The sequence below is a fragment of the Enterobacter cloacae complex sp. 677-3DZ2D5B genome (assembly GCF_004136695.1).
GTDB classification, from domain to species: Bacteria; Pseudomonadota; Gammaproteobacteria; order Enterobacterales; family Enterobacteriaceae; genus Enterobacter; species Enterobacter hormaechei_C.
Genome location: NZ_QFLS01000026.1, coordinates 1 through 13,175 on the forward strand (window position 1 = coordinate 1; position 13,175 = coordinate 13,175).

The following is a 13,175-nucleotide window of genomic DNA, read 5'->3' on the forward strand; positions in this document are numbered from 1 at the left end:
CGACTATTTGCAACAGTGCCCATCGGCGTAGTAGTGGATGTGGTCGATGACAAAGCCGGTGCGGGTCAGCGTGCGCCGGAGGATCGGCAGAAAATCGACCAGGAACGAAGTAGCGCGTGTGACGACGGCCGGTACGCCGACACGCGCCACGGCCTCGGCCCAGCGCGCGGCCGGCGGTTGGAGCAGGCCGTTGTGCACCGAACCGTGGTAGGTGCCGACCGCCAATGTGAGCCAGCGCTCTAGCTCGCGCAGCGTCAGGGCGGCCTTGTTTTCGGAATCGTAGTCGCCGCGCTGGTCAGGGTTGGAGAAGGTCGTTCCCGGCAGTTCGTCGTGAATCATCTGCATCGCCGTGCCGATGATCCGTTCCACGATGCCGCCATAGTGCGGCTGTCCCAGCGGGCGATAGTCCAGCCGGATGCCATGCTGCTCGCAACCCCGGCGCAGGGCCTCGCTCTTGAACTCGGCCGCGTTGTCTAGGTAGAGCAGCAAGGGCTTGCCGCTCATCTGCCAATCCATTTCCACGTTCAGTCCTTCCAGCCAAGGGCGCTTGTCGCAGGCGACATGCACGAGGCACAGGCCAACCGAAACGGCAGACGGCGCTTCCAGCGTGACGACCATGCCGAGCACGCAGCGGGTGAACACGTCGATGGCGAGGGTCAGGTACGGGCGGCCAATAGGTTGCCGGTCGCGGTCATCGACCACGATCAGGTCGATGACCGTATGGTCTATCTGCACCTGCTCCAGCGGCGCGGTCACGGCAGGAGGCTCGCCGCCCACACCTTGTAGGTCACGAGCGGCATCCTGGCCTTCCCGCCGGCGGATGACCTTGCGCGGGTCAAGGCTAGCGATCCGTAAGGCCACGGTATTGCGCGCCGGCACTCGCAGTTTTTGAGCCTTGCACACCTGAGTGACTTCGCGGTGAAAGGCCGCTAGGCTGCGCTTCTGCTTGGTCAGGAACCGCTTTTGCAGTAGCTCGTGGATGACGCGCTCGACCGGTTCCGGCAAGCGCCCCTTACCTTTACCTCCACCGGACTGGCCGGGCACCAGATCCGTCACGAGGCCGCTGCCTTGCCGGGCACGCCGGATCAGAACGTATACCTGGCGCCGAGACAAGCCCAGCGCCTGAGCCGCCATATCGGCCGCTTCGTGCCCGACCGTCTCCGACTGCGCCAACGGACTGATGATCTCCGCACGACGGCGCGCACGCTCCCAAGCCTCATCAGGCAGAGTGGCCACGCCTTGTTCTGGAATCCGTGGGGTGTCCGTCGCCATGCTCACCTCGCTTTGGTGCACACGAGTATTGAGCATAGTCGAGATTGGTGCAGATCACTTCTGATATTGAACTGTCAGGAGCTGGCTGCACAACAGCCATTACGCCCAATCAACTGGTGCAGTCGTCTTCTGAAAATGACATCCATGCCCAGCCCGTGCGCGAGCTGGATCACCGCCCGCACGATAGTTTGGTCACGGGCATCATCCGGGAGCCTGGCGACAAAGGATTGGTCGATTTTCAATGTGGTGATGGGGCAGCATTTCAGATGTTGCAGGCAGGAATAGCCGGTGCCGAAGTCGTCGGCGGCGAAGCGCACGCCGATGGCGCGCAAGGCGTCGAAACTGGCGAACAGGGCTGGATTGCCGAATGCGACCGATTCGGTCAGTTCGATCTCCAGAAGCTCGGCGGGCAGGGCCATATCGGCCAGCACCCGCTTTACCTCGTCGTCGAACGTTGGCCCAACCTGGCTGGCGGACACATTGATGGCAAGACGGAACGGTTGCCATGCCGGTCCTTGCCACTTGTGCATCTGGCGACAGGCCTCGCCCAGCACCCACGCGCCTATTTCCGGCATCAGGCCGAACGACTCGGCCAGCGGCAGGAACTGGCCGGGCGGCAACAGGCCAAGCCTCGGATGCCGCCAGCGCATCAACGCTTCCGCGCCAGCGATCCGGTGATCGCGCAGATCGACCAGCGGCTGGTAATGCAGGTCAAGCTGTCCGCGCGCCGCCGCCTGCGCCAACTCGGCCGCCGTCCATCCGGCGGGCTGCGAACTCGTCATGATCCGCCCCGGAAGGCGCGCAGCAGCCGCGTTACGGCCAGAACGAACAAGCCGGTCAGCGCGAGCGCGGCAACACCCCAATGCTCGCCAAGGAAGGCACCGGCGGTCGTCCCGGCCAGCACGGCGGCGAGAATCGGCAGATGGCAGGGGCAGGTCAACACGGCCAGCGCACCCCACAGGTAGCCGGAAACGGGTTGGCGCGTCTCGGGCGGCAGTTTGTCAGGGGCGTTCACGGCAATGCCTCCTCGTGCGCCCGCTCGGCTGGCATGGAGGCCAGTTGCGCGTCCAGATGGGCCAACGCCGCGCGCCGCCGCTCGACCAACTGGCGCAGCACGGCAAGCTGCGCTGCGGCTTGTGCGCCGTCCGCTGCGTCGAGCGCACGGCACAGCCGCGCCAGGGCATCCAGGCCGATACCCGCCTCGAAGGCCGCGCGCACGAAGCACAGCCGTTGCAAGGCCGCATCGTCGAACACGCCGTAGCCGCCCGTGGTGCAGGCCACCGGCCGTAACAAGCCGCGCACCAGGTAGTCGCGCACGATATGTACGCTCACCCCAGCGTTATGGGCCAGTTGCGATACCGTGTAGGCGCTCATCGCACACCTCCTTGTCCTCACCCGGCGCAGCAGGAAAGCTGCTTCACATCCTTGTTGAAGGTCTGCGCCGCGAGCTTCAACCCTTCGACCATCGTCAGGTAGGGGAACAACTGGTCGGCCAGTTCCTGCACCGTCATCCGGTTGCGAATCGCCAGTGCGGCCGTCTGGATCAGTTCGCCCGCTTCCGGGGCCACTGCCTGCACGCCGATCAGTCGTCCGCTGCCTTCTTCAACCACCAGTTTGATGAAGCCGCGCGTGTCGAAGTTGGCGAGCGCGCGCGGCACGTTGTCCAGCGTTAGCGTGCGACTATCAGTTTTGATGCCGTCATGGTGCGCTTCCGCCTCGCTGTAGCCTACGGTCGCCACTTGCGGGTCGGTGAACACCACGGCCGGCATCGCGGTCAGGTTCAGGGCCGCGTCACCGCCGGTCATGTTGATCGCGGCGCGAGTGCCGGCCGCTGCCGCCACATAGACGAACTGCGGCTGGTCGGTGCAGTCGCCTGCGGCGTAGATGTGTTCCACGCTTGTACGCATGCCGGGGTCGATGACGATAGCGCCTTGCGGGGTGAGCGTGACGCCCGTCGCATCCAGTGCCAGCTTGCGTGTGTTGGGCGCGCGGCCGGTGGCGACCAGCAGCTTGTCGGCGCGCAGTTCGCCGTGCGCCGTGGTGAGCACGAATTCGCCGTCCCCTTCACCATTGATATACGCGACCTGGCTGGCCTGGGTGTGTTCCCTCACCTCGATGCCCTCCATGCGGAATGCGGCCGTGACGGCTTCGCCTATAGCTGGGTCTTCGCGGAAGAACAGCGTGCTGCGAGCCAGGATCGTCACCTTCGCTCCGAGTCGGGCGAACGCCTGCGCCAGCTCCAGCGCCACCACTGATGAGCCAATCACGGCCAGGCGCTTAGGAATCGTCTCGCTGACCAGCGCTTCAGTGGAAGTCCAGTACGGAGTGTCTTTCAGGCCGGGAATCGGCGGCACGGCCGGGCTCGCGCCGGTGGCGATCAGGCAGCGGTCGAATGCCACCACGCGCTCGCCGCCGTCGTTGAGTTGCACGATCAGGTTGCGATTGTCCTTAAAGCGGGCGGAGCCGTGCAGCACAGTGATCGCCGGATTGCCCTCCAAGATGCCTTCGTACTTGGCGTGGCGCAGTTCATCGACGCGGGCCTGCTGCTGGGCCAGCAGCGCCGTGCGCTGGATGGTCGGCGTGGTAGCGGCGATGCCGCCATCGAACGGGCTTTCCCGGCGCAGATGGGCGATATGGGCGGCGCGGATCATGATCTTGGACGGCACACAACCGACATTGACGCAGGTGCCGCCGATGGTGCCGCGCTCGATCAGCGTGACACGTGCGCCTTGCTCGACGGCCTTCAGCGCCGCTGCCATCGCGGCCCCGCCGCTGCCGATGACGGCGATATGCAATGCGCCGCTGCTACCCGTCTTGTCGTTTCTGCCCAGCAGATCGCGCATCTTGTCGAGCAATCCGCCCGGCGTCGAAACTGAGGGGGCATCGGCCAGCGTGGCCCGATAACCGAGTCCAGCTACAGCGGCCGTCAGCGCGTCGGGTGACGTGCCGACCTCAATGGCGAGCTTGGCGCTGCCCTTGGCGTAGGAGACATCCGCTGATTGCACGCCGGGCACTTTCTCCAGGGCGTCCTTGACATGCACTGCGCACGAGTCGCAAGTCATGCCGGTGATTTTGAGAGTGCTCATACCATCGTTCCTTATTCGTGTGGGCCGCCGTGTCGCACGGTCAGCCGTCTTTCACAAGCGCTTGGCGGGGAGTTCGCAGCCGTCCAGTCCGCAACGGCGATGCGCCGGCGACACGAAGTCCCAGATCGACACCCCAATCATCAAGGCCAGGCCGACGTACATCAGGTTCGCCGTCCACCAGTTGCCGAGCAGCCAGACCGTGGCCGCAAACACGATGGCCGGGCCGATCATGCCGAGCAGACTGCGCAGCCATTGCCGATGACTGAACCAACCCAGCGCGTTCGCCAGGAAGGCCAGCGCGGCAAACAGCGGCAGCAGGCGGCTGATGAACAGTCCCTCGTACTGGCTCAAGAAGCCCAGCCCGATGGCCGCGCCGAAGCTGGCGAGGGCTGGAAAGCAGGCGGCGCAGCCCATCGCGGAAACGACGCTGCCGAGCGCGCCGGTTTTATCGGCAATGCGTGTCATCAGTCCCATGAAGCGGCTCTCGCTGTTGTCGTTGGCTTGCTGGCTCACTGCTTGACGCTGGACGGATAGCCGGCGTCTGCGGTGGCCTTGGTCAGCTTCTGTACGCTGGCCTTGGTGTCGTCAAAAGTGACGACGGCCTCGCGCTTCTCGAAGCCCACATCGACCTTGCTCACGCCTTCGACCTTGGAGAGCGCTTTCTTGACTGTGATCGGGCAGGCGGCGCAAGTCATGCCGGGAACCGCTAGCGTGACGGTCTGGGTAGCGGCCCACACCGGGGCAACAGCGGCGGCGAGGGCAAGGGAGGCAAACAGTTTCTTCATGATGAACTCCTGGTTAATAGAAAAATGGAACGACATAGGGAAATCCAAGCGCGACCAGGACCAGCACGGCCACGATCCAGAAAATCAGCTTGTAGGTGGCGCGCACCTGCGGAATCGCGCAGACCTCACCTGGCTTGCATGCCTGCACGGGCCGGTAAATCCGCTTCCAGGCGAAGAACAGCGCCACTAGCGCCGCGCCGATGAACAACGGTCGATAGGGTTCCAGCACCGTCAGGTTGCCGATCCAAGCACCGGAGAAGCCCAGGGCGACCAGTACTAGCGGCCCCAGGCAGCAGGTCGATGCAAGAATGGCGGCCAGCCCGCCGGCGAAGAGCGCACCGCGCCCGTTTTGTGGTTCAGACATACGTTGGCCCTTTTGAATTTGGATTGGATAGCGTAACCTTACTTCCGTACTCATGTACGGAGTCAAGCGATATGGAAAATAATTTGGAAAACCTGACCATTGGCGTTTTTGCCAAGGCGGCCGGGGTCAACGTGGAGACAATCCGCTTCTATCAGCGCAAGGGCCTGTTGCGGGAACCGGACAAGCCTTACGGCAGCATCCGCCGCTATGGGGAGGCGGACGTGGTTCGGGTGAAATTCGTGAAATCGGCACAGCGGCTGGGGTTCAGTCTGGACGAGATTGCCGAGCTGTTGCAGCTCGACGATGGCACCCACTGCGAGGAGGCCAGCAGCCTGGCCGAACACAAGCTCAAGGACGTGCGCGAGAAGATGGCCGACTTGGCGCGCATGGAAACCGTGCTGTCTGAACTCGTGTGCGCCTGCCATGCACGAAAGGGGAATGTTTCCTGCCCGTTGATCGCGTCACTACAGGGCGAAGCAGGCCTGGCAAGGTCAGCTATGCCTTAGCGTGCTTTATTTTCCGTTTTCTGAGGTGCCCCCTAATAGTGTTCTTCCATTTCGGTAAAAATCCCTACCATGGATTCCCACTCGTCCGGGGGGTAATGACTCCAACTTATTGATAGTGTTTTATGTTCAGATAAGGGGTCTGACGCTCAGTGGAACGAAAACTCACGTTAAGGGATTTTGGTCATGAGATTATCAAAAAGGATCTTCACCTAGATCCTTTTAAATTAAAAATGAAGTTTTAAATCAATCTAAAGTATATATGAGTAAACTTGGTCTGACAGTTACCAATGCTTAATCAGTGAGGCACCTATCTCAGCGATCTGTCTATTTCGTTCATCCATAGTTGCCTGACTCCCCGTCGTGTAGATAACTACGATACGGGAGGGCTTACCATCTGGCCCCAGTGCTGCAATGATACCGCGAGACCCACGCTCACCGGCTCCAGATTTATCAGCAATAAACCAGCCAGCCGGAAGGGCCGAGCGCAGAAGTGGTCCTGCAACTTTATCCGCCTCCATCCAGTCTATTAATTGTTGCCGGGAAGCTAGAGTAAGTAGTTCGCCAGTTAATAGTTTGCGCAACGTTGTTGCCATTGCTGCAGGCATCGTGGTGTCACGCTCGTCGTTTGGTATGGCTTCATTCAGCTCCGGTTCCCAACGATCAAGGCGAGTTACATGATCCCCCATGTTGTGCAAAAAAGCGGTTAGCTCCTTCGGTCCTCCGATCGTTGTCAGAAGTAAGTTGGCAGCAGTGTTATCACTCATGGTTATGGCAGCACTGCATAATTCTCTTACTGTCATGCCATCCGTAAGATGCTTTTCTGTGACTGGTGAGTACTCAACCAAGTCATTCTGAGAATAGTGTATGCGGCGACCGAGTTGCTCTTGCCCGGCGTCAACACGGGATAATACCGCACCACATAGCAGAACTTTAAAAGTGCTCATCATTGGAAAACGTTCTTCGGGGCGAAAACTCTCAAGAATCTTACCGCTGTTGAGATCCAGTTCGATGTAACCCACTCGTGCACCCAACTGATCTTCAGCATCTTTTACTTTCACCAGCGTTTCTGGGTGAGCAAAAACAGGAAGGCAAAATGCCGCAAAAAAGGGAATAAGGGCGACACGAAAATGTTGAATACTCATACTCTTCCTTTTTCAATATTATTGAAGCATTTACCAGGGTTATTGTCTCATGAGCGGATACATATTTGAATGTATTTAGAAAAATAAACAAATAGGGGTTCCGCGCACATTTCCCCGAAAAGTGCCACCTGACGTCTAAGAAACCATTATTATCATGACATTAACCTATAAAAATAGGCGTATCACGAGGCCTGTGGGAGGAAAATAAAGTGTCATCCTAACTACAGGACCCTGCAACGTAGCAATTCCTGCAAAAATCCATTTAAAACAATGACTTATTTCAATTCTGCCATCTGCAAGCGTTTTGTGGGGATGGAGGCCGGAATCATTAAAGTATCATCCTAATTTTCGCTCAACCTTGGAAAATGCTGAGAATCGTAAAAATAAAGTTTCATCCTTTCCGCTACTAGTTCAAGGCTTTCTTCCGGCCGCCGGCAACAACGCTGCTTGGCTGAGGCGATCCACTTGCGCTACCGCTCACTGATCAGATCGAACTTGAACTCGACGAGCAGCCAACCATCAGGCCGAGCGTGATCGCCAAAAAAAACGGATCATGCGAAATCCTTCGTTGAGTTTGGCGCGGGTTTTAGCAAATCAGCTGGCCCGCGATCCGGTTGAGAGTGATCCGAAGCGGTCCTTGACGACCGGCACAAATCGGCCGATTCTGTTGAAAAAGTAGCTTTAGCGGCAGCCTGCCGATCAGGTGTGCCTGCTGTCGAAGTGGCTGCAAGCCACTTCAAGTTGCCTTCCGGCGTTTCACTGAGCGTCCTTGCTCAGGTTTAAGGGTTAATTTGAGGGTTTCTGCTCGTAGCAGGCATACCTATCCCGTCAGCGGTGGCCCTTGAGGCAAAAGCTTGGCCATGCGGCGCAGGTTCTGCACCATCGCAGCCAAGGTGAATTCGTCAGTGGCACCCGTTAGGCCACGCAGTCGTAAACGGTCGAGTTTCATGATCCGTTTGAGGTGGGCGAAAAGCATCTCCACCTTCTTTCGTTCGCAGCGAGAGACGAGGTACTCCGGTGTCTTGGCGATGCGTCGAGCCACGTCGCGGGCAGCCTCATGGATGCTGCGGACGATCTTCCGATTCGGCGTGTTGGGGCAGCATTTCGCTTTCAACGGGCAGGTGGCGCAGTCGGTTTGGCTGGAGCGGTAAATGACGGTTTTGGCCTTAGTTACCCGCGACCTTTGCTGGGTGAAGGCGCGCCATTCACTGCGTAGCGGTTTGCCGGCTGGGCAGCGATATTCATTGGCGTCCTGACTCCAGTGAAAGTCGTTACTGGAGAGGCTGTCGTCCTTGCGCTCGGTCTTGTCCCACACCGGCACATGCGGTTCGATGTCCTTTTCTTCGACCATCCAGGCCAGCATCGGGGCGGTGCCATAAGCGGTATCGCCGATAAGGCGTTCCGGTGTGAGATCGAACTGCGCCTCGACACGCTCGACCATCGTCCTAGTCGAATCGACTTCGGCGGTACGGTGCGCCGGGGTAGCTTCCACGTCCATGATCACACCGTGCTCAGTGTCGATCAGGTAATTCGTGGAGTAGGCAAAAAAGGCCGGGCCACCTGGCGCTGCTGTCCAACGGGACTGAGGATCAGTGAGCGAAATTTTCTTGGGAAGAGCCTCAGCCAGCGCCTCTTCATCAAGGGCTTCGAGGTACTCGCGCACTGCGCGGCTGCTGAGCTTTGGATCGTTCCAATCGACCTCATCTCCCGCCACCCCACGTTGCCGGCTGGCATCCGCCTTAATGATGCTGGCGTCGACGGCGAAACCTTCACCCTTGACTAGGCCGGCTGCCATGCAGCGCCGCAGCACCTCATTGAATAACCAGCGGAATAGATCGCTGTCACGAAAACGCCCATGGCGATTCTTCGAGAAGGTCGAGTGATTGGGGACTTCGTCTTCCAGACCCAACCGGCAGAACCAGCGATAGGCCAGGTTCAGGTGCACCTCTTCGCACAATCGCCGCTCGGAACGAATGCCATAGCAGTAGCCGACGACCAGCATGCGCACCATCAACTCCGGGTCAATCGAGGGACGCCCGATGGGGCTATAGAAATCTGCCAGGTAGGCACGTAGATCACTGAGATCCAAGCACTGGTCGATGCTGCGCAGGAGATGTTGGGCCGGGACGTGATCTTCCAGATTGAACGAGTAGAACAGGCGCTGCTGTCCTCCCGGTAACTGTCCCATCATGCTGTTCGCCCCCACGCTCGCTGACAAAGCAATTTTGCCAACGGCATGGGGAGGCCGCTACTTTTTCAACAGAATCGGCCGCACACAGCCATTCGGCTCAACAGAACCCTGCCTTTACCCCACCAAACTCCGGAAACTCGCCCGGTAGTCCGTCGGCTTGAGATGCACATGTTGGCTGAGGTCGCCGGGTAGCGTGAACAGGCGCGGACCGTCCCGAAACTGGAACACGCGATACAGATGGAATTGATCGCCCGCCTCCTTGGAGAATTCGAGTTCGTTGTGGCTGACCAAGAAAGACGAGCCTACCCCGCCATTGGTGGTTTTCACCTCGATGAAGCGCTCATGGGCGTCCTCTTCGAACGACAGGATGTCGAACCCCGCACCGTCTCCCTGGGTGTCGGACACCCAATCCAGCCGCTGAAAAAGCTCTGGGTGGCCGAGCTCGGTCAGGCGTTGCTGTTCGTAGCCAATCACCCACTGCTCCCCTGCCCGGCCCAGCTTGCGGTTGGCTTCATCGCGAGCGGCATAATCGAACTTTCGCGGTAGGCGTTGCCGTAGAGATGCCGGGGTACGCACAAGCACTTCACGGGCGGGTGGTTCTACCAAAGCCGCTCGGTAGGTTTTGTCACCCGGAAGTTTTACCTCCTCCAGGGCATCGACAAGAGCGCCGACCGTCTGCTGATGTTCCAGAACGTAGGCGTGTACGGATTTACGCAGCAGCAGTTGGCTGTTGCCGCGTGGCTTGTAGCCGTTGATATAGGGCAGGCCCAGGGCATCGAGTACGGCGCTAATGTTCTGGTGCTTGAGCTCGACTGAAGACTTGCTGCGACCGTTCAGCAGTTGGCGCAGTGCCTGGTTGTGCTCGGACTTGTGGTACGGCTCCCCAGCCGCCTCGGCACGCAGCATGTCGAAATAGTCTTCGACCGTGGCCAGGACCTCTTCTTCGGACCAGTCTTCGCCGATGCGAATGATGCGAAACCCGAGCCGCGTCAGCGCCGGAACGACGGTCGTCTCGCCACCGGAGAAGCTGTCAGCAGTGAGCGGGCCCTGCTCGGGAAATTGCTTGCCGAAGGCCACACCGGCGATGGCCTTGGAATCGCAATCGGTGCCGGTCTTCGGATCACGTACCAGGAAGTCGCGGGACTTGCCGTAGCCGTGGCGCGCCAGGAATTTCGTGCGGCCCAGTTGCACGAACTCATCGATGGCAGCCTGCACGGCGGCGGGGCTTCGAAGCTGGGAGAGTTGAGACACAGGGTCCTTCCTTACTGTCATGGTGTGCCGGGAACCGCCGAGCCACGAGATTATGAGTAGCCCCTGAACAGAAACGTCACGATAAAAGCCGTGAACGCCACCAGGCCCATTAAATCCCTTGCGTATTTGCAGCCCGTGCTGTCCAAACCTGTACCAGGTCCGATCAACACGCTCCAACCATTGAGGTACGAAAACACCGCCTGACCGAACAAAAAATGCGTGATAGCCGCCGCAGCCATGACGCCGGAATCGTCAGACAGGCTGTAGCTGTTGACCATTGCCCTGTACGCCTGCATCTGAAATGGCTATTGCCCTGATGGGAGCCGGCTTTTCAGCCACCGACACCAGCGATGCCGTCAATATTCTTTACCCGATAACCATGACCGTACAAGCTAACAAGGCCTGGCAAGCCAGCGGACTTAAAAAGTCTTTTTTTCTACCATCCCACAAAAAAGTTCGTGGTGGAGAAAAGATAAGCTATGCAAGGCTTTAGGAGACGTGGTTTTTCAGGATGACGAAGAACGATTCGGCGCTAGGTGCAACATAGGTGCATCGCACGAGCGCTAGGAACGGCGAAAAAAGGCGGACGTGGCGAAATCGGTAGACGCAGCAGACTTTAAAATTGGAGTGCCCGCGGGGAAATCCGCGGAGTAGAACCGCTCAAAGTCGGGGAACGCTAACGGGCAATACCCTAAGCCAATCCCGAGCCAAGCCCCTTCGGGGGAAGGTGTAGAGACTGGACGGGCGGCGCCTAAAGCCTTCGGGCAATGGCGAAGGGACAGTCCAGACCACGAACGTCATCAGACGGCGGCGAAAGTCGAGGTGGTACGAAAATCTGCTTCTCTGTGAGAGTACGGGTTCGAGTCCCGTCGTCCGCACCACAAAGCCAAACATCCCTGCGATGATCGACCTCTGGGCGTTTGGTCGTGAGCCCGCCACCCTCGCGCTACGCTTTGCGCAGGCGTCGAAGGCGATCAGGTGCGCCCATCGATTCCGTCGAGCACCATCGCTGCGAGTTCATCGCTGGTGTGTGCACCACTATCGAGAACACGGGTTGTGCATGGAAGCCGTTCCCTTGCGGCCAAGCATCGGGCGACATTCGCTAATCGCCACTCTCGAATCTCCGCATTTCGATTCGGGTCAGGATGCATGGTCTGGTTCGCGATCCGGTGACGCAATAGGTCCTCGTTGAGCGTCAGAAAGATGTGCAGCAGCTGATCGTCGATCCGCCTTACCCCGTCGAGTATCTCAGTCAGATAGTCCGGGTGCACGAGCGTCATTGGGATGATGATGTCCTGCGAGTAATTCCTTCGAATCTCCCTGACCGCCGCGATCGTAAGTCCCCTCCACAAGGGGAGATCCTGATAGTCTCCGCTCGCTGGCATGGGGACCGTTTCTTTCACCACGAACCCGATTTCCTCGGGGTCAAAGATCAGCGATTTGGAACGCCGATCGCGCAGCCGCTTAGCGAGCGTCGTCTTTCCGGCGCCGAAAGGTCCGTTGATCCAGATTATCATTGTCGACGGCCTCTAACCTGAAGGCTCGCAAGAGCGCTCGACGGCCTCGTGCGGAGGCACGATCGGAGTGGTTCCGAAATGCTTCTCAAGATAGGTGACGCCGAACGTCACGATGTCCTGCGCGTCGAACAGGTAGCACTGAGCAAAGCCCACGACACCTTCTCGATGGCGACCGAGCTTCACGTAAGCATTTGCTATAGTTTCAACCGCATCCGGCTTTCCTTCGATAGCAAAGCAATCGAGAATGCCGTTTGAATCGTAATCCGATGCCGTTTTCCAGGCGACTTCACCGTCTCTTCCAAGCATCGGCATCTCATACGTCACCCACCGTTTGTTGGGGATATCGGCAACCGCCTCGGCGTAGTGCAATGCGGTAACGGAGTTTAGCGGCGCACCCAACAGCAGGGCCTTCCCGCCAAGGCGAACGAACCGCTCGACGGGCGATCCTTCCCCCAAGGCGTGACCGAGTTCGTGAGGCTCCGTCAGCGTTTCAGCCAGCGGACCAACCGCGACCATCGATGCATCGGGGTGCGCGCTGCGCCGCGCGCCGGGGGCTTGAACCAGAAATTGATTCAGCAGGCCGAACCCACGGTAAGTCCCGGCTGTTGCGGGATCGAACGGCAGCCAGGTACGGCGGGCTTCGTCATCCAGCCGAGCGCCATTCAGAGTCTCCTCGTAGGGTGATCGGTCCCACGACGCGTATCCCATCACAGTGCCAGTCGGCCCAACCGCGGAGCGTAACGCGGCAACGACCGTCTCCGCTCCTCCTTCGACCGGACCAATCGCTTTAAGTGAGGCATGCACCATCAAGAGGTCACCGGTTTGGACTCCGAGTTTTTGAAGCGCCTCCGTTATTGCCTTCCGCGTATGCATCGCGATATCTCCTCTAAACTGCAAAACACTATACGGGGTCTGACGCTCAGTGGAACGAAAACTCACGTTAAGGGATTTTGGTCATGAGATTATCAAAAAGGATCTTCACCTAGATCCTTTTAAATTAAAAATGAAGTTTTAAATCAATCTAAAGTATATATGAGTAAACGGCACTGTTGCAAATAGTC

At 59.0% G+C, this 13,175-nt stretch carries 14 protein-coding genes and 2 pseudogenes; 2 read left to right on the top strand and 14 right to left on the bottom strand.

What is annotated here, in order from left to right; genetic code table 11:
- Positions 1-21: 21 nt before the first annotated feature.
- From DD597_RS24465 to DD597_RS24505, 8 genes and pseudogenes are all read right to left on the bottom strand, one after another.
- A pseudogene (locus tag DD597_RS24465) lies at positions 22-1,272 on the bottom strand (transposase); the annotation flags it as partial.
- 134 nt (positions 1,273-1,406) lie between these two features.
- Positions 1,407-2,054, bottom strand: a pseudogene (locus tag DD597_RS24475) (EAL domain-containing protein); the annotation flags it as partial.
- Positions 2,051-2,287 carry a broad-spectrum mercury transporter MerE gene (gene merE, locus DD597_RS24480; protein ID WP_000993386.1) on the bottom strand — a complete coding sequence of 79 codons (237 nt, stop codon included), beginning with the start codon at positions 2,285-2,287 and terminating at the stop codon, positions 2,051-2,053. The pseudogene DD597_RS24475 and the gene merE, both read right to left, overlap by 4 nt.
- Complete coding sequence (merD, locus tag DD597_RS24485; protein ID WP_001277456.1) at positions 2,284-2,646, bottom strand: mercury resistance co-regulator MerD; 363 nt, start codon at positions 2,644-2,646, stop codon at positions 2,284-2,286. The genes merE and merD overlap by 4 nt, the downstream gene beginning before the upstream one ends.
- A gap of 17 nt (positions 2,647-2,663) precedes the next feature.
- Positions 2,664-4,358: a mercury(II) reductase gene (gene merA, locus DD597_RS24490; RefSeq protein WP_000105636.1), complete on the bottom strand. Its 1,695-nt coding sequence runs from the start codon at positions 4,356-4,358 to the stop codon at positions 2,664-2,666.
- 51 nt (positions 4,359-4,409) lie between these two features.
- Entirely contained in the window at positions 4,410-4,832 is a 423-nt protein-coding gene (merC, locus tag DD597_RS24495) for an organomercurial transporter MerC (protein WP_001447540.1), read from the bottom strand.
- A 35-nt stretch (positions 4,833-4,867) separates the two neighbouring features.
- A complete protein-coding gene (merP, locus tag DD597_RS24500) occupies positions 4,868-5,143 on the bottom strand; it encodes a mercury resistance system periplasmic binding protein MerP (RefSeq protein ID WP_000732292.1) in 276 nt (91 codons plus the stop codon).
- Between the two features lie 13 nt (positions 5,144-5,156).
- A complete protein-coding gene (locus DD597_RS24505) occupies positions 5,157-5,507 on the bottom strand; it encodes a mercuric transport protein MerT (RefSeq protein ID WP_001294663.1) in 351 nt (116 codons plus the stop codon).
- Positions 5,508-5,578: 71 nt separating this feature from the next.
- Here DD597_RS24505 and merR point away from each other — a divergent pair, with 71 nt between their 5' ends.
- On the top strand, positions 5,579-6,013 hold the full coding sequence (merR, locus tag DD597_RS24510; RefSeq protein WP_039267254.1) for an Hg(II)-responsive transcriptional regulator: 435 nt from the start codon (positions 5,579-5,581) through the stop codon (positions 6,011-6,013).
- Between the two features lie 281 nt (positions 6,014-6,294).
- On the opposite strand, the gene DD597_RS24515 is transcribed toward merR, so the two are convergent.
- From DD597_RS24515 to DD597_RS24530, 4 genes are all read right to left on the bottom strand, one after another.
- Positions 6,295-7,155 carry a broad-spectrum class A beta-lactamase TEM-1 gene (locus DD597_RS24515; protein ID WP_000027057.1) on the bottom strand — a complete coding sequence of 287 codons (861 nt, stop codon included), beginning with the start codon at positions 7,153-7,155 and terminating at the stop codon, positions 6,295-6,297.
- 820 nt (positions 7,156-7,975) lie between these two features.
- Positions 7,976-9,346, bottom strand: coding sequence for an IS1182-like element ISCfr1 family transposase (locus DD597_RS24520; protein ID WP_000971921.1), 1,371 nt, complete (start codon positions 9,344-9,346; stop codon positions 7,976-7,978).
- Between the two features lie 114 nt (positions 9,347-9,460).
- Positions 9,461-10,597: a DUF3883 domain-containing protein gene (locus tag DD597_RS24525; RefSeq protein ID WP_000080861.1), complete on the bottom strand. Its 1,137-nt coding sequence runs from the start codon at positions 10,595-10,597 to the stop codon at positions 9,461-9,463.
- A 50-nt stretch (positions 10,598-10,647) separates the two neighbouring features.
- Positions 10,648-10,875, bottom strand: a complete 228-nt coding sequence (locus tag DD597_RS24530; RefSeq protein ID WP_000248278.1) for a hypothetical protein — start codon at positions 10,873-10,875, stop codon at positions 10,648-10,650.
- Positions 10,876-10,898: 23 nt separating this feature from the next.
- Between DD597_RS24530 and DD597_RS24535 the strand changes: the two genes are divergently transcribed.
- The gene (locus DD597_RS24535) at positions 10,899-11,090 is read left to right on the top strand and encodes a hypothetical protein (RefSeq protein WP_000951934.1); all 192 of its coding nucleotides are present in this window, start codon (positions 10,899-10,901) and stop codon (positions 11,088-11,090) included.
- Positions 11,091-11,571: 481 nt separating this feature from the next.
- Here DD597_RS24535 and DD597_RS24540 read toward each other — a convergent pair whose 3' ends face one another.
- Together DD597_RS24540 and aac(3)-IId are read right to left on the bottom strand one after the other, a co-directional pair.
- The gene (locus DD597_RS24540) at positions 11,572-12,114 is read right to left on the bottom strand and encodes an AAA family ATPase (RefSeq protein ID WP_000587837.1); all 543 of its coding nucleotides are present in this window, start codon (positions 12,112-12,114) and stop codon (positions 11,572-11,574) included.
- Positions 12,115-12,126: 12 nt separating this feature from the next.
- Positions 12,127-12,987, bottom strand: a complete 861-nt coding sequence (gene aac(3)-IId / locus DD597_RS24545) for an aminoglycoside N-acetyltransferase AAC(3)-IId (RefSeq protein ID WP_000557454.1) — start codon at positions 12,985-12,987, stop codon at positions 12,127-12,129.
- Positions 12,988-13,175 lie beyond the last annotated feature (188 nt).

What these genes read in the sequence shown, in the direction of transcription:
- merD (WP_001277456.1), bottom strand. Translation starts at nt 2,646, where the DNA reads ATGAGCGCCTACACGGTATCGCAACTGGCCCATAACGCTGGGGTGAGC.
- merA (WP_000105636.1), bottom strand. Translation starts at nt 4,358, where the DNA reads ATGAGCACTCTCAAAATCACCGGCATGACTTGCGACTCGTGCGCAGTG.
- merC (WP_001447540.1), bottom strand. Translation starts at nt 4,832, where the DNA reads ATGGGACTGATGACACGCATTGCCGATAAAACCGGCGCGCTCGGCAGC.
- merP (WP_000732292.1), bottom strand. Translation starts at nt 5,143, where the DNA reads ATGAAGAAACTGTTTGCCTCCCTTGCCCTCGCCGCCGCTGTTGCCCCG.
- DD597_RS24505 (WP_001294663.1), bottom strand. Translation starts at nt 5,507, where the DNA reads ATGTCTGAACCACAAAACGGGCGCGGTGCGCTCTTCGCCGGCGGGCTG.
- merR (WP_039267254.1), top strand. Translation starts at nt 5,579, where the DNA reads ATGGAAAATAATTTGGAAAACCTGACCATTGGCGTTTTTGCCAAGGCG.
- DD597_RS24515 (WP_000027057.1), bottom strand. Translation starts at nt 7,155, where the DNA reads ATGAGTATTCAACATTTTCGTGTCGCCCTTATTCCCTTTTTTGCGGCA.
- DD597_RS24520 (WP_000971921.1), bottom strand. Translation starts at nt 9,346, where the DNA reads ATGATGGGACAGTTACCGGGAGGACAGCAGCGCCTGTTCTACTCGTTC.
- DD597_RS24530 (WP_000248278.1), bottom strand. Translation starts at nt 10,875, where the DNA reads ATGGTCAACAGCTACAGCCTGTCTGACGATTCCGGCGTCATGGCTGCG.
- DD597_RS24535 (WP_000951934.1), top strand. Translation starts at nt 10,899, where the DNA reads ATGGCTATTGCCCTGATGGGAGCCGGCTTTTCAGCCACCGACACCAGC.
- DD597_RS24540 (WP_000587837.1), bottom strand. Translation starts at nt 12,114, where the DNA reads ATGATAATCTGGATCAACGGACCTTTCGGCGCCGGAAAGACGACGCTC.